Annotated in this window: 12 protein-coding genes; all 12 read left to right on the top strand. The window is 26.4% G+C overall.

The annotated features are described in order from the left end of the window. The first annotated feature begins 43 nt into the window (after window positions 1-43). The 12 genes from HA145_RS06915 to HA145_RS06860 all read left to right on the top strand — a co-directional run bounded on the left by HA145_RS06915 (window position 44) and on the right by HA145_RS06860 (window position 15,014). Entirely contained in the window at window positions 44-1,054 is a 1,011-nt protein-coding gene (locus HA145_RS06915; protein ID WP_209128462.1) for an N-acetylneuraminate synthase family protein, read from the top strand. Then, window positions 1,051-2,205: a UDP-N-acetylglucosamine 2-epimerase gene (gene neuC, locus HA145_RS06910; protein ID WP_209128461.1), complete on the top strand. Its 1,155-nt coding sequence runs from the start codon at window positions 1,051-1,053 to the stop codon at window positions 2,203-2,205. The genes HA145_RS06915 and neuC overlap by 4 nt, the downstream gene beginning before the upstream one ends. A gap of 9 nt (window positions 2,206-2,214) precedes the next feature. After that, the gene (locus tag HA145_RS06905) at window positions 2,215-2,913 is read left to right on the top strand and encodes a cytidylyltransferase domain-containing protein (protein ID WP_209128460.1); all 699 of its coding nucleotides are present in this window, start codon (window positions 2,215-2,217) and stop codon (window positions 2,911-2,913) included. Window positions 2,914-2,915: 2 nt separating this feature from the next. After that, window positions 2,916-3,959: a UDP-glucose 4-epimerase GalE gene (galE, locus tag HA145_RS06900; protein ID WP_209128459.1), complete on the top strand. Its 1,044-nt coding sequence runs from the start codon at window positions 2,916-2,918 to the stop codon at window positions 3,957-3,959. Between the two features lie 130 nt (window positions 3,960-4,089). Further along, a complete protein-coding gene (locus HA145_RS06895) occupies window positions 4,090-5,424 on the top strand; it encodes a nucleotide sugar dehydrogenase (protein WP_209128458.1) in 1,335 nt (444 codons plus the stop codon). 48 nt (window positions 5,425-5,472) lie between these two features. Next, window positions 5,473-6,774, top strand: coding sequence for a glycosyltransferase (locus tag HA145_RS06890; protein ID WP_209128457.1), 1,302 nt, complete (start codon window positions 5,473-5,475; stop codon window positions 6,772-6,774). A 29-nt stretch (window positions 6,775-6,803) separates the two neighbouring features. Beyond that, on the top strand, window positions 6,804-7,658 hold the full coding sequence (locus HA145_RS06885) for a class I SAM-dependent methyltransferase (RefSeq protein ID WP_209128456.1): 855 nt from the start codon (window positions 6,804-6,806) through the stop codon (window positions 7,656-7,658). Window positions 7,659-7,736: 78 nt separating this feature from the next. Further along, window positions 7,737-8,420: a class I SAM-dependent methyltransferase gene (locus HA145_RS06880; RefSeq protein ID WP_209128455.1), complete on the top strand. Its 684-nt coding sequence runs from the start codon at window positions 7,737-7,739 to the stop codon at window positions 8,418-8,420. Window positions 8,421-8,480: 60 nt separating this feature from the next. Continuing rightward, window positions 8,481-10,634, top strand: coding sequence for a Gfo/Idh/MocA family oxidoreductase (locus HA145_RS06875; protein ID WP_209128454.1), 2,154 nt, complete (start codon window positions 8,481-8,483; stop codon window positions 10,632-10,634). Between the two features lie 27 nt (window positions 10,635-10,661). After that, entirely contained in the window at window positions 10,662-12,884 is a 2,223-nt protein-coding gene (locus HA145_RS06870; RefSeq protein ID WP_209128453.1) for a heparinase II/III family protein, read from the top strand. 32 nt (window positions 12,885-12,916) lie between these two features. After that, window positions 12,917-14,050, top strand: coding sequence for a glycosyltransferase (locus HA145_RS06865; RefSeq protein ID WP_209128452.1), 1,134 nt, complete (start codon window positions 12,917-12,919; stop codon window positions 14,048-14,050). A gap of 10 nt (window positions 14,051-14,060) precedes the next feature. Next, window positions 14,061-15,014: a hypothetical protein gene (locus tag HA145_RS06860; RefSeq protein WP_209128451.1), complete on the top strand. Its 954-nt coding sequence runs from the start codon at window positions 14,061-14,063 to the stop codon at window positions 15,012-15,014. The last annotated feature ends 20 nt before the right edge of the window (window positions 15,015-15,034 follow it).

The raw sequence follows: 15,034 nt of genomic DNA, 5'->3' as shown, positions 1-15,034 counted from the left end.
TTATTTTTAATTACATTGTAAAATAATTAAATTTACAATTGATTTGTTAGATACTGCTTTTAGAAACTCAATAATAGCTGAAATAGGTTCTGTTCATGATGGCTCTTTTGGAAATGCTTGTAATCTTATAAAACTTGCAAAAGAGTGTGGTGCAAATATAGTAAAGTTTCAAACTCATCTGGCTGAGTACGAAACTATTAAAAATGCTCCAATGCCAAATTATTTTAAAGGTGAACCTAGATATGAATATTTTGAAAGAACATCATTCTCTAAAAATAATTGGGAAAAACTCAAGAAATATTGTGATGAGAATCAAATTGAATTTTTATCCTCTCCTTTTTCAATTCAAGCAGCAGAACTTTTAAATGATTTAGGGATCAAGAAATTCAAAGTTCCATCTGGGGAAGTTACAAATACTCCTTTGTTAGAAAAATTAGCTGCAATTGGTAAGCCAGTTATTCTTTCTTCAGGAATGAGTAACTGGGAAGAATTAAATTTTGCTATCGAATTGCTTTTAAATAATACAGAATTATGTGTAATGCAATGTTCTTCCAAATATCCTTGCCAATATAAAGATGTTGGCTTAAATGTTTTAAATGAATTGAAGAAAAGGTATGGTAATTCTATTTCTATTGGTTTTTCTGATCATACAACCGATATTTCTGCTGGAATTGCAGCAGCAGCATTAGGGGCAAAAGTAATTGAGAAACATCTGACCTTTTCAAAAAAAATGTATGGAAGTGATGCAAAAAATGCCTTAGAGCCAAAAGACTTTATAAAGTATTGTGAAGGGATTAAGCAAACATGGACAATGCTAGAGAATCCTATAGATAAAGACAATATCCAAGAATATATGGAAATGAAAAAGATATTTCAAAAAAGTATATTTACTTCTAGATCGATCGATTCAGGTATCCCTTTGCAATTTGATGATTTGTCATTTAAGAAACCAGGAGATGGTATCGCAGCATCAAAATACAAAGAAATAATTGGCAAAGTTACTAAAAAAAATCTCCCAGCGAATCATAAATTAAATTGGGAAAATTTTAAATGAAAAAGATTTGTATTGTTATAGGATCAAGAGCTAACTATAGTTCCATTAAATCTGCGATGGAAGCAATTGATAATCATCCTGGATTGGATTTAAAAATTGTTGCTACAGCATCAGCTTTGTTGGAGAGGTATGGAAGTGTAATAGACCTAATAGAAAAAGATGGGTTTCATATCGAAGAAAAAATATACATGCTTTTAGAAGGAGAAACACCATCATTAATGGCTAAATCAACTGGGATTGGTTTAATTGAACTGACATCAGTTTTTGAGAGAATAAATCCTGATATTGTTATTACTGTAGGAGATAGATTTGAAACAATGTCAACTGCAATAGCTGCTTCATATATGAATATCATAGTCGCACATACCATGGGAGGTGAAGTTTCAGGAACTATAGATGAAAGTATTAGACATGCCGTTACAAAATTATCTCATCTTCATTTCCCAGCAAGTGATGATGCATATAGACGAATAATTAAACTTGGGGAACCAAGCCATTTGGTATTTAATGTAGGTTGTCCAAGAATAGATTTAGTAGCAAAAATTTTAAATAATCAAGAACAAATAAATTTGGAAAAACTACTTAATCTTGGAGTTGGAGACAAAATAGATTTTAGTAAGCCATTTATTCTTGTAAGTCAGCATCCAGTAACAACTGAGTATGGAGAAGGAAAAGATCAAATAGAGGCTACATTAAAAGCTATTAAGAGATTAGATATGCAAGCAATTATTCTTTGGCCAAATGCTGATGCTGGATCAGATGATATAGCTAAAGGGATAAGAAAATGGAGAGAGAGAGGTTTTGATTCTAAAATGCATTTTTTTAAAAATTTGCCAGTTGATACATATATTAAATTAATGCAAATGACATCTTGTTTAGTAGGTAATTCATCAAGTGGAATTAGAGAAGGAGCATTTATAGGTACTCCTGTTGTCAATATTGGTTCTAGACAAAGTAATCGTGAAAGAGGAAAAAATGTTTTGGATGTGAAATCAAATGTAGATGATATTTTTAATGGTATTAAGAAACAAATTCAAAAAGGTAAATATGAAATGGAGGACATATATGGGAATGGAACTGCCGGTGAACAGATGGCTAGAATTTTATATGAACTAAAAGAAATAAATATTCAGAAATGCATCACTTATTAATTTAATAAAATGAATATTCTTGCAGTTATTCCAGCAAGAGGAGGTTCAAAAGGAATTCCTAAAAAGAATTTAATTAAATTATCAGGTAAACCACTTATTGTGCATACAATTGAAGCTGCAAAATTATCAAAAAATATCTCAAAGCTTATTTTAACCACAGATGATCAAGAAATTGCTTCAATAGGCAGAGAATTTAATTTGGAGGTAATTAAAAGACCGGCTAAGCTTTCAACTGATGCTGCCACTTCCCATTCAGCAATACTCCATGCTTACAAATCAGTTTTAACCAGTAGCTATAAACCAGATATAATTCTTACCCTGCAACCTACTTCACCATTAAGAACCTCCACTCATATTGATGAAGCAATTAATATTTTCAACAAAGATAATTATGCTGATAGCTTAGTGAGCTGTATAAGGTTACCTCACATATTTAATCCCGAATCAATTATGGAATTAAATAATCAAGGATATTTAGATAACTATTTAAAAGCATCTAAGATTACAAGAAGGCAAGATAAGAAGATATATTACGCAAGAAATGGAGCTGCAATTTATTTAACTAAGTCAGAATGTATTAATAAATTCATCTTTGGAGGAAACATAATTCCTTATTTTATGAATGAAATAGACTCAATAGATATTGATAGTCTTGAGGATCTAGCAAAAGCAGAATTGTTTTTAAAATATAAAAGTAATTATAAATAATAATGAATATATTGATAATTGGTGGGGCTGGATATATAGGTTCTCAAACTACAAAAGCAATTAAAAAAAAAGGATATTATCCAATTGTTTTAGATAACTTAATACATGGACATAAGCATTTAATTGAAGATATTTTAAAAGTACCTTTAATTGTAGGTCAAGCAGGAGATAAGGAACTATTAAAAAATATTCTTTTAGGAAATCATCCCAAACTAAAAGGTAGAACCATAGATGCAATAATTCATCTCGCAGCATTTGCGAATATTGGAGAATCTATGGAGAAACCAGCAAAATACTACAGAAATAATTTAGGAGAAACATTATCTATTTTGGAGGTTTTGATTGATCAAGTTAAATTAAGGGAAGAAAAAAAAATATCCCCATTAAAGATTCCTTTTGTTTTTAGTTCAACTTGTGCAACCTTTGGAGTGCCTGAGTTAAAGGATATCCCAATTTCTGAGAATAATACTCAGAATCCCATAAACCCTTATGGGAGATCAAAATTAATGATTGAGAAAATTCTTGAGGATTTTCACAATGCTTATGAGATTCCTTCTATAAGTTTGAGATACTTTAATGCAGCTGGGGCAGATCCAGAATGCGAACTTGGAGAAGACCATAATCCAGAAACACATTTAATACCTCTCATCCTTGATGCTTTAGGAGATAATGAGAATTCAATTAAAGTATTCGGGAGAGATTATCCAACAAAAGATGGAACATGTATAAGAGATTTTATACACGTCTATGACTTAGCTGAAGCGCATGTAGCAGCACTTGAGAAAATAATCAAAAATAATATCTGCGACTTTTACAATTTAGGAACTGGGAAAGGTTATTCAGTTATTGAGGTTATTGAAACATGTAAAGAAGTTACAGGATTAGCACTTAAAGTGGATTTTGTTGAGAGACGGTTGGGTGATCCTCCAATCCTTATCGCATCTCCAAAAAAGATTATGAAAGAATTGCAATGGCGACCTGTTTTTTCAGATTTAGAAACAATAATAAGACATGCATGGAGGTGGTATTTAAAAAATAGCTCTTAAAATAATAAAAAATTTATCCTATAGCTATAAAAATAATATTTATATTTATCGATAATGTTAAAGTGATTTAAGTAATTTTATAATTTATTTCTTAGCAACATCTTTTGAAATTAAAGAACCTCTATTGCATATGAAATTTCCAGATATAAATAAATGTTCAGTAAGTATTATTGGATTGGGATATGTTGGATTTCCTCTCGCATTTGAATTATCAAAACCCCAAAAAAGATTAAATAATATATTAATTGAGAGAAAAGTAATAGGTTTTGACATTAATGAAGAAAGAATAAATGAATTAAATAAAGGACTAGATAATACGAACGAAATAGATTTAAAAAAAGAAGATTTACCTTCACTATTAGAACTTACTTCGGATGTAGAAAAGATACATAAATGTGATGTCTTTATAGTTACTGTTCCAACTCCTATAGATGAAAATAAAAAGCCTGATTTAAGTCCTTTAAAAAATGCTTGTAAAACAATTGGGACAATTTTAAAGAAAAGAAAAAGTTCAATTATGCCTATAGTTATTTATGAAAGTACTGTTTTTCCTGGCGCAACCGAAGAAATTTGTATCCCAATTATTGAAGAAATTTCATCGATGAAACTTAATATAGACTTTGTTTGTGGCTATAGTCCTGAAAGGATTAATCCTGGTGATTCGGATCATAAACTAAGAGATATCAAAAAGGTAGTAAGTGGATCTAATAAAGATTGCGCTAATTGGATTCTTGAATTTTATAAAACTATTATAGATGCAGGAGTTTTTAAGGCCAAAAGTATAAAAGTTGCTGAAGCAGCAAAGATTATTGAGAATACCCAAAGGGATTTAAATATTGCATTAATGAATGAATTAGCAATTATTTTTGACAAGTTGAACATTGATAATAATGATGTTCTAGAGGCTGCAGCAACAAAATGGAACTTTCTAAAGTTTAGGCCAGGTTTAGTTGGAGGTCATTGTATTGGAGTTGATCCTTATTACTTAACTTTTAAAGCCGAAGAGATAGGATATTATCCTCAATTAGTTTTAGCTGGAAGAAAGATTAACGATAATATGCCTAATTGGATAGTTGATAAATTGTTTTTTATAATGAATAAAAAAGATATAAATATCTCTGGATCTGAGATTCTTATTTTAGGTATTACTTTTAAAGAGAATTGCCCCGATTTAAGGAATTCTTTAGTAATAAATTTGATAAACAAATTAAATAAATCCAATATGAAAATTACAATTGTTGATCCTTACGCTGATGCAAAATTAGCTTTTGATAAACATAAACTAAAAATTCTAAAAGATATTCCCATAGGACATAAATATGACATATTACTTACAGCAGTAGGACATAATTACTTTAAAAATATTAATGTATTAGCTTGGAAAAAACTAATAAAAAATAATGGTTTTTTTCTTGACCTTAAGGGAATAATACCTCGTGAACTTAATCCAATTAGAATCATGTGAGTTTAATTGAAATTTTAGTATATTTAAAATTCAATAAAAGTTTTTGAAATGGATAAAAAAGTAAGACTATTATTTATAACCCCTGTTGGGTTTAATTTTGTTACCGGTGGGGGAGTGACTTTTAGAAATCTTTTTAAAGGTTGGCCGATTGATCAAATCGCAGTTGTTCATGCAGATGAATTAGAACAAGATGAAGAAATTTGCAATAAATATTTTAAAATAAGTCAGAGAGAACAGAAAAAATTTTATCAGTTTTTTAGAAAAAAAAATAAAATATCTAAAAATAATACTACTCAAATTTCCTCAAAGATAAAGGACCATAAATTATTGAGAAAATTTAAAGATATCTTATTTGGAGACTCTATCCCCCAATCTTTTTCTTTTTCTAAAGAATTAAAATTCTTTATTGAAGACTTTAATCCAACAATAATTTATACAATCTTGGGTTCCAACTTTTTTATGTCTATGGTAGATCATATTCATCATAAGTATAAATTACCTTTAACAATACATTTTATGGATGACTGGCAAAGCTGTATCTATAAAAAAGGTATTTTTTCTTTATTTGAAAGAAGAAAAATGAAATATCTTTTAAAAAAAATAATTAACAAGGCAAATGTTTGCCTAGCTATAAGTGAACAAATGAAAATTGAATATTCTCATAGATATAAAAGAGAATTTCTTGCTTTTCAAAATTGTATAGATATTGAAAACCTAAAAATAAATACTTTAAGTTTTACAAAAAAAAATAATGATAAATTTACATTTACTTATACTGGATCAATTCTTCCATTTGCACAATTTTATAGTTTAATTGACATTACAAAAGCCATTAAGGGATTACGTAATGAAGGATATAATATAATTTGTGAGATTTATACTCCTCTTTTAATATCAGTCTATTATATAAATAAATTAAGATTAATAGATTCTTCAATAAAAATTCATGATGCGATAACAGATGATAATCAATTCTTTGAGGTTTTAAATAATTCTTCAGGATTATTACTCCCTGTTAATTTTGATAACTATACAAAAAATTTCATAAGATATTCAATGCCAACAAAAGTTCCTTCTTATCTGATTTCGAACACACCAATTATTGCTTATGGACCTAAAGATGTAGCTCAAATAAAATATGCGACTGAGAATGAATGGGCCTATGTTGTAAGTAAGAGAAGTATTGGAGAATTAAAAAATACAATTTTGAGGTTGTTGCATGACAATATGTATAATAAAAAAATAGTAAAAAATGCAAAAAAGACATTTTATCAATTTCATCACGCAAAAAATGTTAGAGACGAATTTCAAAAAGTATTACGCGATAGTGTGAGTATTAATAGGGCTTAATATAATAACTAGGTAAATTTGATTGTGATATGAATAATATTAAATATCTCAAAGAGGATTCTTATGGTTATAAAAAGAGAATACATTATTTATTGGATTATATTAAAAAAAATAAAAATGTAAAAAATGTACTTGAGATAGGATGTGGAACTGGTTTTGGGATTCTTTATCCTTTAGCAAGACATTTTAAAAAAATCTCATTTGTTGGAGAAGATATTGATATACAAAGTATTGAATTTGCAAATCAGAAAAATAGTCTATCTAACTTAGTGTTTAGAAATTCTAATTCAGAAAAGGAAAATTATACTTACGATATTATTATAATTTCTGAGGTTTTAGAACATGTTGAGAAACCACAAAAATTACTTTTAGATATAAAAAGTAAATTATCAGATTCTGGTATTTTATTTATTACGATACCAAATGGATATGGACCTTTTGAAATGGTAAGCACTTTAATGAGAATACTTGATTTTTTTAAACTTACTAATAAAATAAGAAATTTTAAAAGAATATTCATTCCTCGAATTACAGTTACCCAAAATAATGAAAAATCAAATTATAGAATTTCAGATACATTAGCTGATAGCCCACATATTAATTTTTTTAATTTTAAAGATATTAAAAAATTAATATATTATTCTGGATATCAAATAATTTCTCATAAAAATAGAACTTTTATCTGTGGTGATCCAATAGATATATTAATTAATAAATTGAATCTTTCAAATTTAAATTCTCAGATTGCCGATTATTTGCCTAATATCTTGGTTTCGGATTGGATGTTTATTGTTAAAAAAAACTCATCAAAATTAAAGAAATTTAAATCCCCTCTTAATTTTTGGGTAAAATTCAGAAGATACCTTGTGGGTAAAAATATTTAAAAATTTTTAATTAAGGTTTTACTATCTAAATAAAAACTATCATCTAGATTAATATTATTAATGAAATATAAATTCTAAATGCAAGTTAATAGAAAATCTGAAACAAGAAGATTTTTTGACAAGAAAGCAGGTATTTGGGCCAATAATTATCTTGATAAAGAAAATCCTATTTCGAAAAGATCGAGAAATTTTTATAAATATATAAAATTATTTTCAAAGGAAAAATTAAAAATTCTTGATGTTGGTTGCGGGACCGGCGATATTTCAGCTTATTTGCATGACAAAGGAAATTTTCTAACATCATTAGATGTTTCTAATATGATGATTGCTAAATCATCAAGTAGATTTTTTGAAAAATCTATTAATTGGGTTGTTATAGATGAATCAGGACATCTTCCCTTGGATAATACAAAATTTGATGTCGTTATTATTTCTAGTGTCCTTGAATATCATATGAATCCTGAGTTGTTAATTTCTGAATCTTATAGAGTTCTAAAAAAACCTGGGTTTTTAATATTTACCGTGCCTGATATGAGACATCCAATCAGAATTAATGAAGAAAAACTTAGATTTCTATCTAGATTTCCCTTCTGGCAATTTATAAAGTTCACAAGGTATCATGATTTTTTTAAAACAATTAAAATTTCAAAAAATAGAATGCCTATAAACGAATGGGTATTATTATCGGAATCTTTAGGTTTTAGTTGCGAATTTGATAAAAAGATTAATAGCCCTTTAAAATATATTAGATGTTATAAATAAATTTTTGAGAGATGGATTTTTTAATTTTGATATGATCATTATAAATGTATAAATAAAATCATGAAGCAAATATTAATTAGAAATGGAAAACCAGATCTTTTTGAGGTACCTTTCCCTGCAATAAATAATAATGAAATACTAGTTAAACTTCATTATTCTGCACTCTCTCCAGGAACTGAAATTAAATCAATAGGTTCAACTGCAGATTCACTATTAGTTAAAGCAGTAAAAGATCCTAAAAAGATTATTACCGGTTTCAAATTGCTTAAAGAAAAAGGTTTTGCTTTAACCAATGAAATCATTTCACAAAAAGAATTTGATTATCTTCCAATTGGTTATTCAGCAGCAGGAGAAATAATTGCTCTAGGAAAAAATGTTACTTCTTTTTCTTTGGGTGATAAAGTTGCTTGTGCAGGCGCAAAATATGCTTATCATTCTGAATATATTTGTATACCTGAAAAATTATGCGTGCTTGTTCCAAATGGACTTTCCTTAGAAAAAGCTTCAACTGTTACTTTGGGAGCTATAGCTCTTCAAGGTGTCAGAAGGGCAAATCTAACATTGGGTGAAAATGTACTTGTTTTAGGATTGGGAATACTTGGACAGCTTACAAGTCAATTATTGAGATCAAATGGCTGTAATGTTTTTGGTTTAGATTTAGATAAAAAAAGAGTTAATTTAGCAAAATCGTTAGGTTTAAAAGAAGGATTCTTAAATGATAAAGAAATAGAAAATAAGATACTAAAAATTACTAATGGATATGGAGTAGATTGTGTAATAATAACTGCTTCAACAAATTCAGATTCTGTAGTTTCAACCGCTTTTAGATGCTGTAGAAAAAAAGCTAGAGTTATATTAGTTGGAGATGTGGGCCTTAAATTAAATAGAGATGATATTTATTCTAAAGAAATTGATTTTCTTGTTTCTACATCATATGGTCCAGGTAGATATGATCAAAGATATGAAGAAGAAGGATTAGATTACCCTTTACCCTATATTAGATGGACAGAAAATAGGAATATGCAGGAGTATCTCAGATTAATCAATGAAGGAAATTTATCTGTTGATGAATTCATATCTAATAAATTTTCTCTAGATAAATTTGAAGAGGCATACGCATCATTGCAATCGGAAGAAAAGAAAGTTTTAGCTGTTCTCGAATATCCCAATAGATTAAAATCAGAAAATTTAATTTCTAATTCTATAAATATTAAAAAACATAATATTTTTAAAAAAAATAATAAGAAGATTAATATCGGAATTATTGGTTGTGGAAATTTTACAAGAAGTGTACATTTGCCAAATTTGAAAAAACTTAAGAACCTATATTCTATAGATTCCATAGTCAACAAAAATGGATTTACTTCACTTTCAATAGCTGAACAATTTTCTATTAAAAATATTTGTAATAATTTTGAAGAAATAATTAATAACCCTAATATAGATGCTGTTTTAATCTCAACTAGACATGACTTGCATTCTGAGATTGTTATAGAATCATTAAAAGCTGGCAAACATGTTTTCGTTGAAAAACCTTTATCTATTTCTCAACTTCAACTTGATAAGATAAAATTATTTCTTAATAAAAATAGTGAAAATCAAATATTAATGACAGGTTACAATAGAAGATTTTCTATTTATTTTGAAAAATTAAAAAATATAAGAAAAAAATCTTTAAATCCATTTATTTTTAATTATAAAGTTAATGCAGGATTTATAAATTTAGATAATTGGGTTCACAAAGATGAAGGTGGTGGAAGAAATATTGGTGAAGCATGCCATTTCTATGACATCTTTAATTTTCTTGCTGATTCGGAAATAGAATGTTTCTCTGCTCATTCTATTAATATTCAACCAACATTAAATAATTCATTTGGTCTATATACAAATACTGACAATTTTGTTGCAACATTCAAATATAAAAATGGGTCAATCTGCAATTTAATTTTTACAGCTTTAGGAAATAACAAGTTTCCTAAAGAAAGTTTTGATTTTTTTCAAGATGGTGAAGTCGTTTCAATGGAGGACTTTAGAAAAATGAGTTTCTATGAGAAAAGAAGAAATAATTTTTCAACCAAAAATAATGAAAAAGGACATCTCGAAGAATTAAAAGCTTTCGCAAATGGTATCAAAATGGGCAAATACCCTATATCACTAAATGATCAAATTAAAGCGTGCCAAATTTCCCTGGATATAAACGATTTAATAACTTAAAAATCAAAAAAAAATAATTAAATTAATATGAATATACCTTTCAAGTTAACGAAAATAAAATTTTTAATTTCAAAAAATAAATACAGATTAAGATTTATATCTAGAATTTTTTATATTATTCACAAATTTTTATGTAAAATTTATTTTTCTTATATTCCATCTTATGAAAAACAAATTAGTACAAATAGATTAAATGATATAAAGCCATTTCCTAAAAAAGTTCTAAATAAATTTTACAAGCAAAAAACTGATGAAATAATTTTTAGAAATTATCTAAATCATGAATTTGATTTATTAGGGAGTGGCTGGTGTGATTGTAATAAATATATCAAACAAAAAAAAATTAGTAAATTTAAATTATTTACGAAAAAAAAACAAGAAAATTTTAATAGTCATAACATTAATAATTTAAATTATGCAAATAAATCTAAATGTTCTGAAGTAGCAAAATATATTTCTAAATCTTATAAAAATATAGATTGGCATATTGATATTAAATCAGGTTTTAGATGGTCTGAGAAACAATGGTATACAGGCATTAAATATGGAAATAAAATAGGATCTGATATTAAATATCCATGGGAGCTTGCCAGATTACAACATTTACCTCAATTAACTATTTATTTAAATACTTTAGATAAACGAAGTAATAAAGCCAAAAATATTGAGAAAGAAATATATAATCAGATTTTGGATTTTATAGCCTTTAATCCTCCTCTATATGGAGTTAATTGGAGTTGTACGATGGAGGTTGCAATTAGAGCAGTTAATATTTTGATGGCAATATCTTTAATGTCAAATAAAGAAATGTTTATTTGGAGAAAACACAACAATATAATAATTAATAGTTTATATGACCATGCAAAATATATATTAAATAACCTTGAGTGGTCTAAAAATAGAGGTAACCACTATTTAACTAATATCTGTGGGATATTATGCTTATCATCTTTATTACCAGAAACTTTTCAAACTAATCGATGGTTATCTTTTGCAATCGCTGAACTTAATAGAGAGATTCATCATCAATTTAATTCTGATGGAAGTAATTTTGAAGGGTCTACAGCCTATCATAATTTAAGTTTGGAAATGATTTTGTTTTCTGTAATTATTTCATTAAATAATAAGGAATCAAGGTTAATAAAAATATCTAAATTAAGACCTGTAAGCTACAATTTTCTACCATTTTACGCAAAGACCCCTTTAAAAAATAAATTATATAAAAATGTTATTTTTCAAGATAAAAAAATATATTCTCTTTATCCGAATTCTACTTTACAGTTACTCGTAAAAGCCTGTACTTTTCTAGAAGATTGTTCAGATCAACAGGGTATGCATCCTCAAGTTGGGGATAATGATTCTGGAAGATTTTTAAATTTAAGACCAAATTGGAAAAAAATAAAAAATAAAGATGCAAAAGTTAAATTTAAATCTCCTAAAAATTTTAAAAATTCAAATTATTTATTCCAACAACCATTATTAATTAAAAATGTTATAGAATTGGCAAAATCTGTTGGAATTGTAAATTCAAAAAAAATAAAAAATTCATTTTACTATGAATTTGGAAAATATATAGCAGAAAATAAAACTTTTGATATCCTAAAACCTAAAAATTTTTATTTCATAAATCCTTATGGTGAAGAAAGAAATTTAGATTTGCTTAAAAAAGAAATAATTAAGAATAATAAGAATAATTTTTTAAAAAAAGAAATAAAGCTTCCCCAAAATATTTCTGATTTTAAAATATCATATAGATATTATCCTGATTTTGGTATTCATTTATGGAAAAATAGTTTTATTTTTATCTCTATAAGATCTATTCAGAAGAAAAACCCTTTTATAAAATCTCATTTTCATGAAGATCAATTATCTATTACTTTAAAATTAAATGATAAGCATATTTTTAAGGATTTTGGATCTTATATTTATACCCCATTTCCTAAATTGAGAAATTCATATAGATCGAGAAAAATTCACTTTCCAACAAGTTACGAACCTGATACAGATAAGGCACTTTTTGAAAACTTGGAAATTACATCTGTAAATTGTTCATATTCTGGTATAAAAGGATTTTCAGGTATTTACATATCAGAATATTCTATTGATAAATTAGTTATGTATTTTACCAATAAAAAAGTTCTTATTCTTATGGGGAGTGAATCAAAATCTAATAAAGAAAAGTTTCTTTCTAAAGATGATGCTCGTCATAAATTATATTATTCTCCTAGTTATGGAATGCTTGAAAATTAATTTTTTAATTTGAGATGAAAAAGAAATTATTAATGTCTGTTTACTCACCCATTGAAAATGATGGAAGAGTTAAAAGGTCAATCGAGTCTCTTAGAGAAATATATAGTATTTATTTATTCTCACCCTCTAATAAATTTAAGGAAAAATATACAGAAAATGATGTAGTTTATATATCTTCCCGTATAACTTGGAATAAACTTCCTACTTCTATATCTTTAATAATTTTTTATTTTGAATTGTTTTTTTATTCGATTCTAATTAAACCAAAAATAATATATGGTCATGATAGATATCTTTGTTTGATTACCTTTGTTATATCTAGATTATTTAATTCAAAGACTATATATGATGCACATGAATTACTATTACCTGAGAAGAAATACAAGTTAAATATTTTTAATTTACTTTTATACTTTACTGAAAAATTTTGTTTATCAAAATTTGATATTTTAATATCGGCTAATAAAGAAAGAGCTGCAGTTATGAAAAGACACTTTAAATTAAAAAACTTGCCACTATCAATAAGAAATATATCACAATCTACCATTGGAACTATTTCACCAAAAGAAATAAAAGAAAAATATATTGACTTTGAAATTAAACCGGATCAAAAATATCTTGTTTATTCTGGATATTTTGCTGAAGAAAGGGGACTTAATTTTTTTATCGATTTATTAAAAATTTTACCTTTGAGTATATCTCTTGTTTTAATTGGATCTGGACCTGCAAAAAAAAATATCGAATTATTAAAAAAATCTAACTCAATTTTTTACGGAAGGATTCATATAATAAATAAAATTCCAAATTCACATCTTCAAGATGTTTTGTCTTTTTTCGATTTAGGCCTTATATATTATTCAAATATTAATATAAATAATATTCTTTGTTCACCAAATAAAGTTTATGAATATGCTCATGCTGGAATACCAGTTATTGGAACTGGTCAAAAAACACTAAGTAGATTAATTGATGGATTTGAAATTGGTAAAACCATTAAACAAAAACAAATTAAAAGTTATTTATATGAATTTTCTAAAAATATTTTAGAAGTTTTAGCTGATTACGATTATTATAAATTTAATTTAAAAGAATTTATCAAGGAAAATAGATTTTATTATGAGAAAAAGAAATTACTAAGAACAGTTTTGCAAAACTTTGAAAGTTGATTAATTAAAAATGAGATTAAATAAAAATATTTTTTGGATAATTTTATCAATACCTATTATCGCTCCTATATTATATTTTTTACAATCAAGATATACTGGTGGCGACCAAGGCGCATATTGGATTTTCTATGAAGCTGTTTCTGATGTAGGTTTTTTAAAAGTACCTTTTCTAGGTTATTATTGGCTTAATGCCATTGAGCCGATTCATCTATATTTAATGTGGATTGGTTCAGCAGTACTTAATATTGATAAGAATTTATACGTAACAATTTATAATCTTGTACTTGTTTTTGGTCTTTATTTATTTTTTCAAAAAGAAAAGGTAAAAGTATTACCGCAAATTTTAATTTTCGGAAATTTTTACATTTCAGTATTATTGTTTGCTGCAGAGAGACTTAAATTCGCATATATTTTATATATTTATGCACAATTAGTACCAACAAATTTAACTTATTTGCTTATACTTATATCTCCTTTTGCTCATTTACAGTCATTGGTAATTGTAGTATCTTCATATCTTGGCAGATTATCTGAGGATTTGAAAAAAATATTTTATAAATTCACTATTCGGAAAAACTTTATAAAAGATTTAATTATTTTTGCAACCATAATGTCTGCTTTTATTTTATTCGCATTGCAAACATTTATTTATAAAATAATTAACTATATCTCTTTGGGACTTTTTAGTTTAAATGATTTTATTAATTTTGTAATATTATTTACAGTACCTTTTTTATTAATTAAAGAAAAGTTTAAATTTTCTTTAATGTATTTACCATTGATAATTCCACTAATTGTATTGGGTGGATTTAGAGTAAATATGATTAGTTTTACTATTGCATCTTTCTTCATAATAAAAGAAAAAAAATCAAGCAGTCCTCTTTATCTTTTAATACTCTCATACTTTTTCTATAAAAACATCTTATTTATTGATAAAATCTTAACTTACGGTACTGGATTTTAATCTAAACAAAGTAATATATA

The organism is Prochlorococcus marinus XMU1411, from assembly GCF_017696075.1.
GTDB classification, from domain to species: Bacteria; Cyanobacteriota; Cyanobacteriia; order PCC-6307; family Cyanobiaceae; genus Prochlorococcus_A; species Prochlorococcus_A marinus_V.
The sequence above is the reverse complement of the archived record's forward strand: the minus strand, read 5'-3'. Positions and strand labels throughout refer to the sequence as shown.

Bases quoted from the DNA above. Each gene is read 5' to 3' on its own strand.
- HA145_RS06885 (WP_209128456.1), top strand. From the start codon at position 6,804: ATGAATAATATTAAATATCTCAAAGAGGATTCTTATGGTTATAAAAAG.
- HA145_RS06880 (WP_209128455.1), top strand. From the start codon at position 7,737: ATGCAAGTTAATAGAAAATCTGAAACAAGAAGATTTTTTGACAAGAAA.
- HA145_RS06895 (WP_209128458.1), top strand. From the start codon at position 4,090: ATGAAATTTCCAGATATAAATAAATGTTCAGTAAGTATTATTGGATTG.
- HA145_RS06875 (WP_209128454.1), top strand. From the start codon at position 8,481: ATGAAGCAAATATTAATTAGAAATGGAAAACCAGATCTTTTTGAGGTA.
- HA145_RS06890 (WP_209128457.1), top strand. From the start codon at position 5,473: ATGGATAAAAAAGTAAGACTATTATTTATAACCCCTGTTGGGTTTAAT.
- galE (WP_209128459.1), top strand. From the start codon at position 2,916: ATGAATATATTGATAATTGGTGGGGCTGGATATATAGGTTCTCAAACT.
- HA145_RS06905 (WP_209128460.1), top strand. From the start codon at position 2,215: ATGAATATTCTTGCAGTTATTCCAGCAAGAGGAGGTTCAAAAGGAATT.
- HA145_RS06860 (WP_209128451.1), top strand. From the start codon at position 14,061: ATGAGATTAAATAAAAATATTTTTTGGATAATTTTATCAATACCTATT.
- neuC (WP_209128461.1), top strand. From the start codon at position 1,051: ATGAAAAAGATTTGTATTGTTATAGGATCAAGAGCTAACTATAGTTCC.
- HA145_RS06870 (WP_209128453.1), top strand. From the start codon at position 10,662: ATGAATATACCTTTCAAGTTAACGAAAATAAAATTTTTAATTTCAAAA.
- HA145_RS06865 (WP_209128452.1), top strand. From the start codon at position 12,917: ATGTCTGTTTACTCACCCATTGAAAATGATGGAAGAGTTAAAAGGTCA.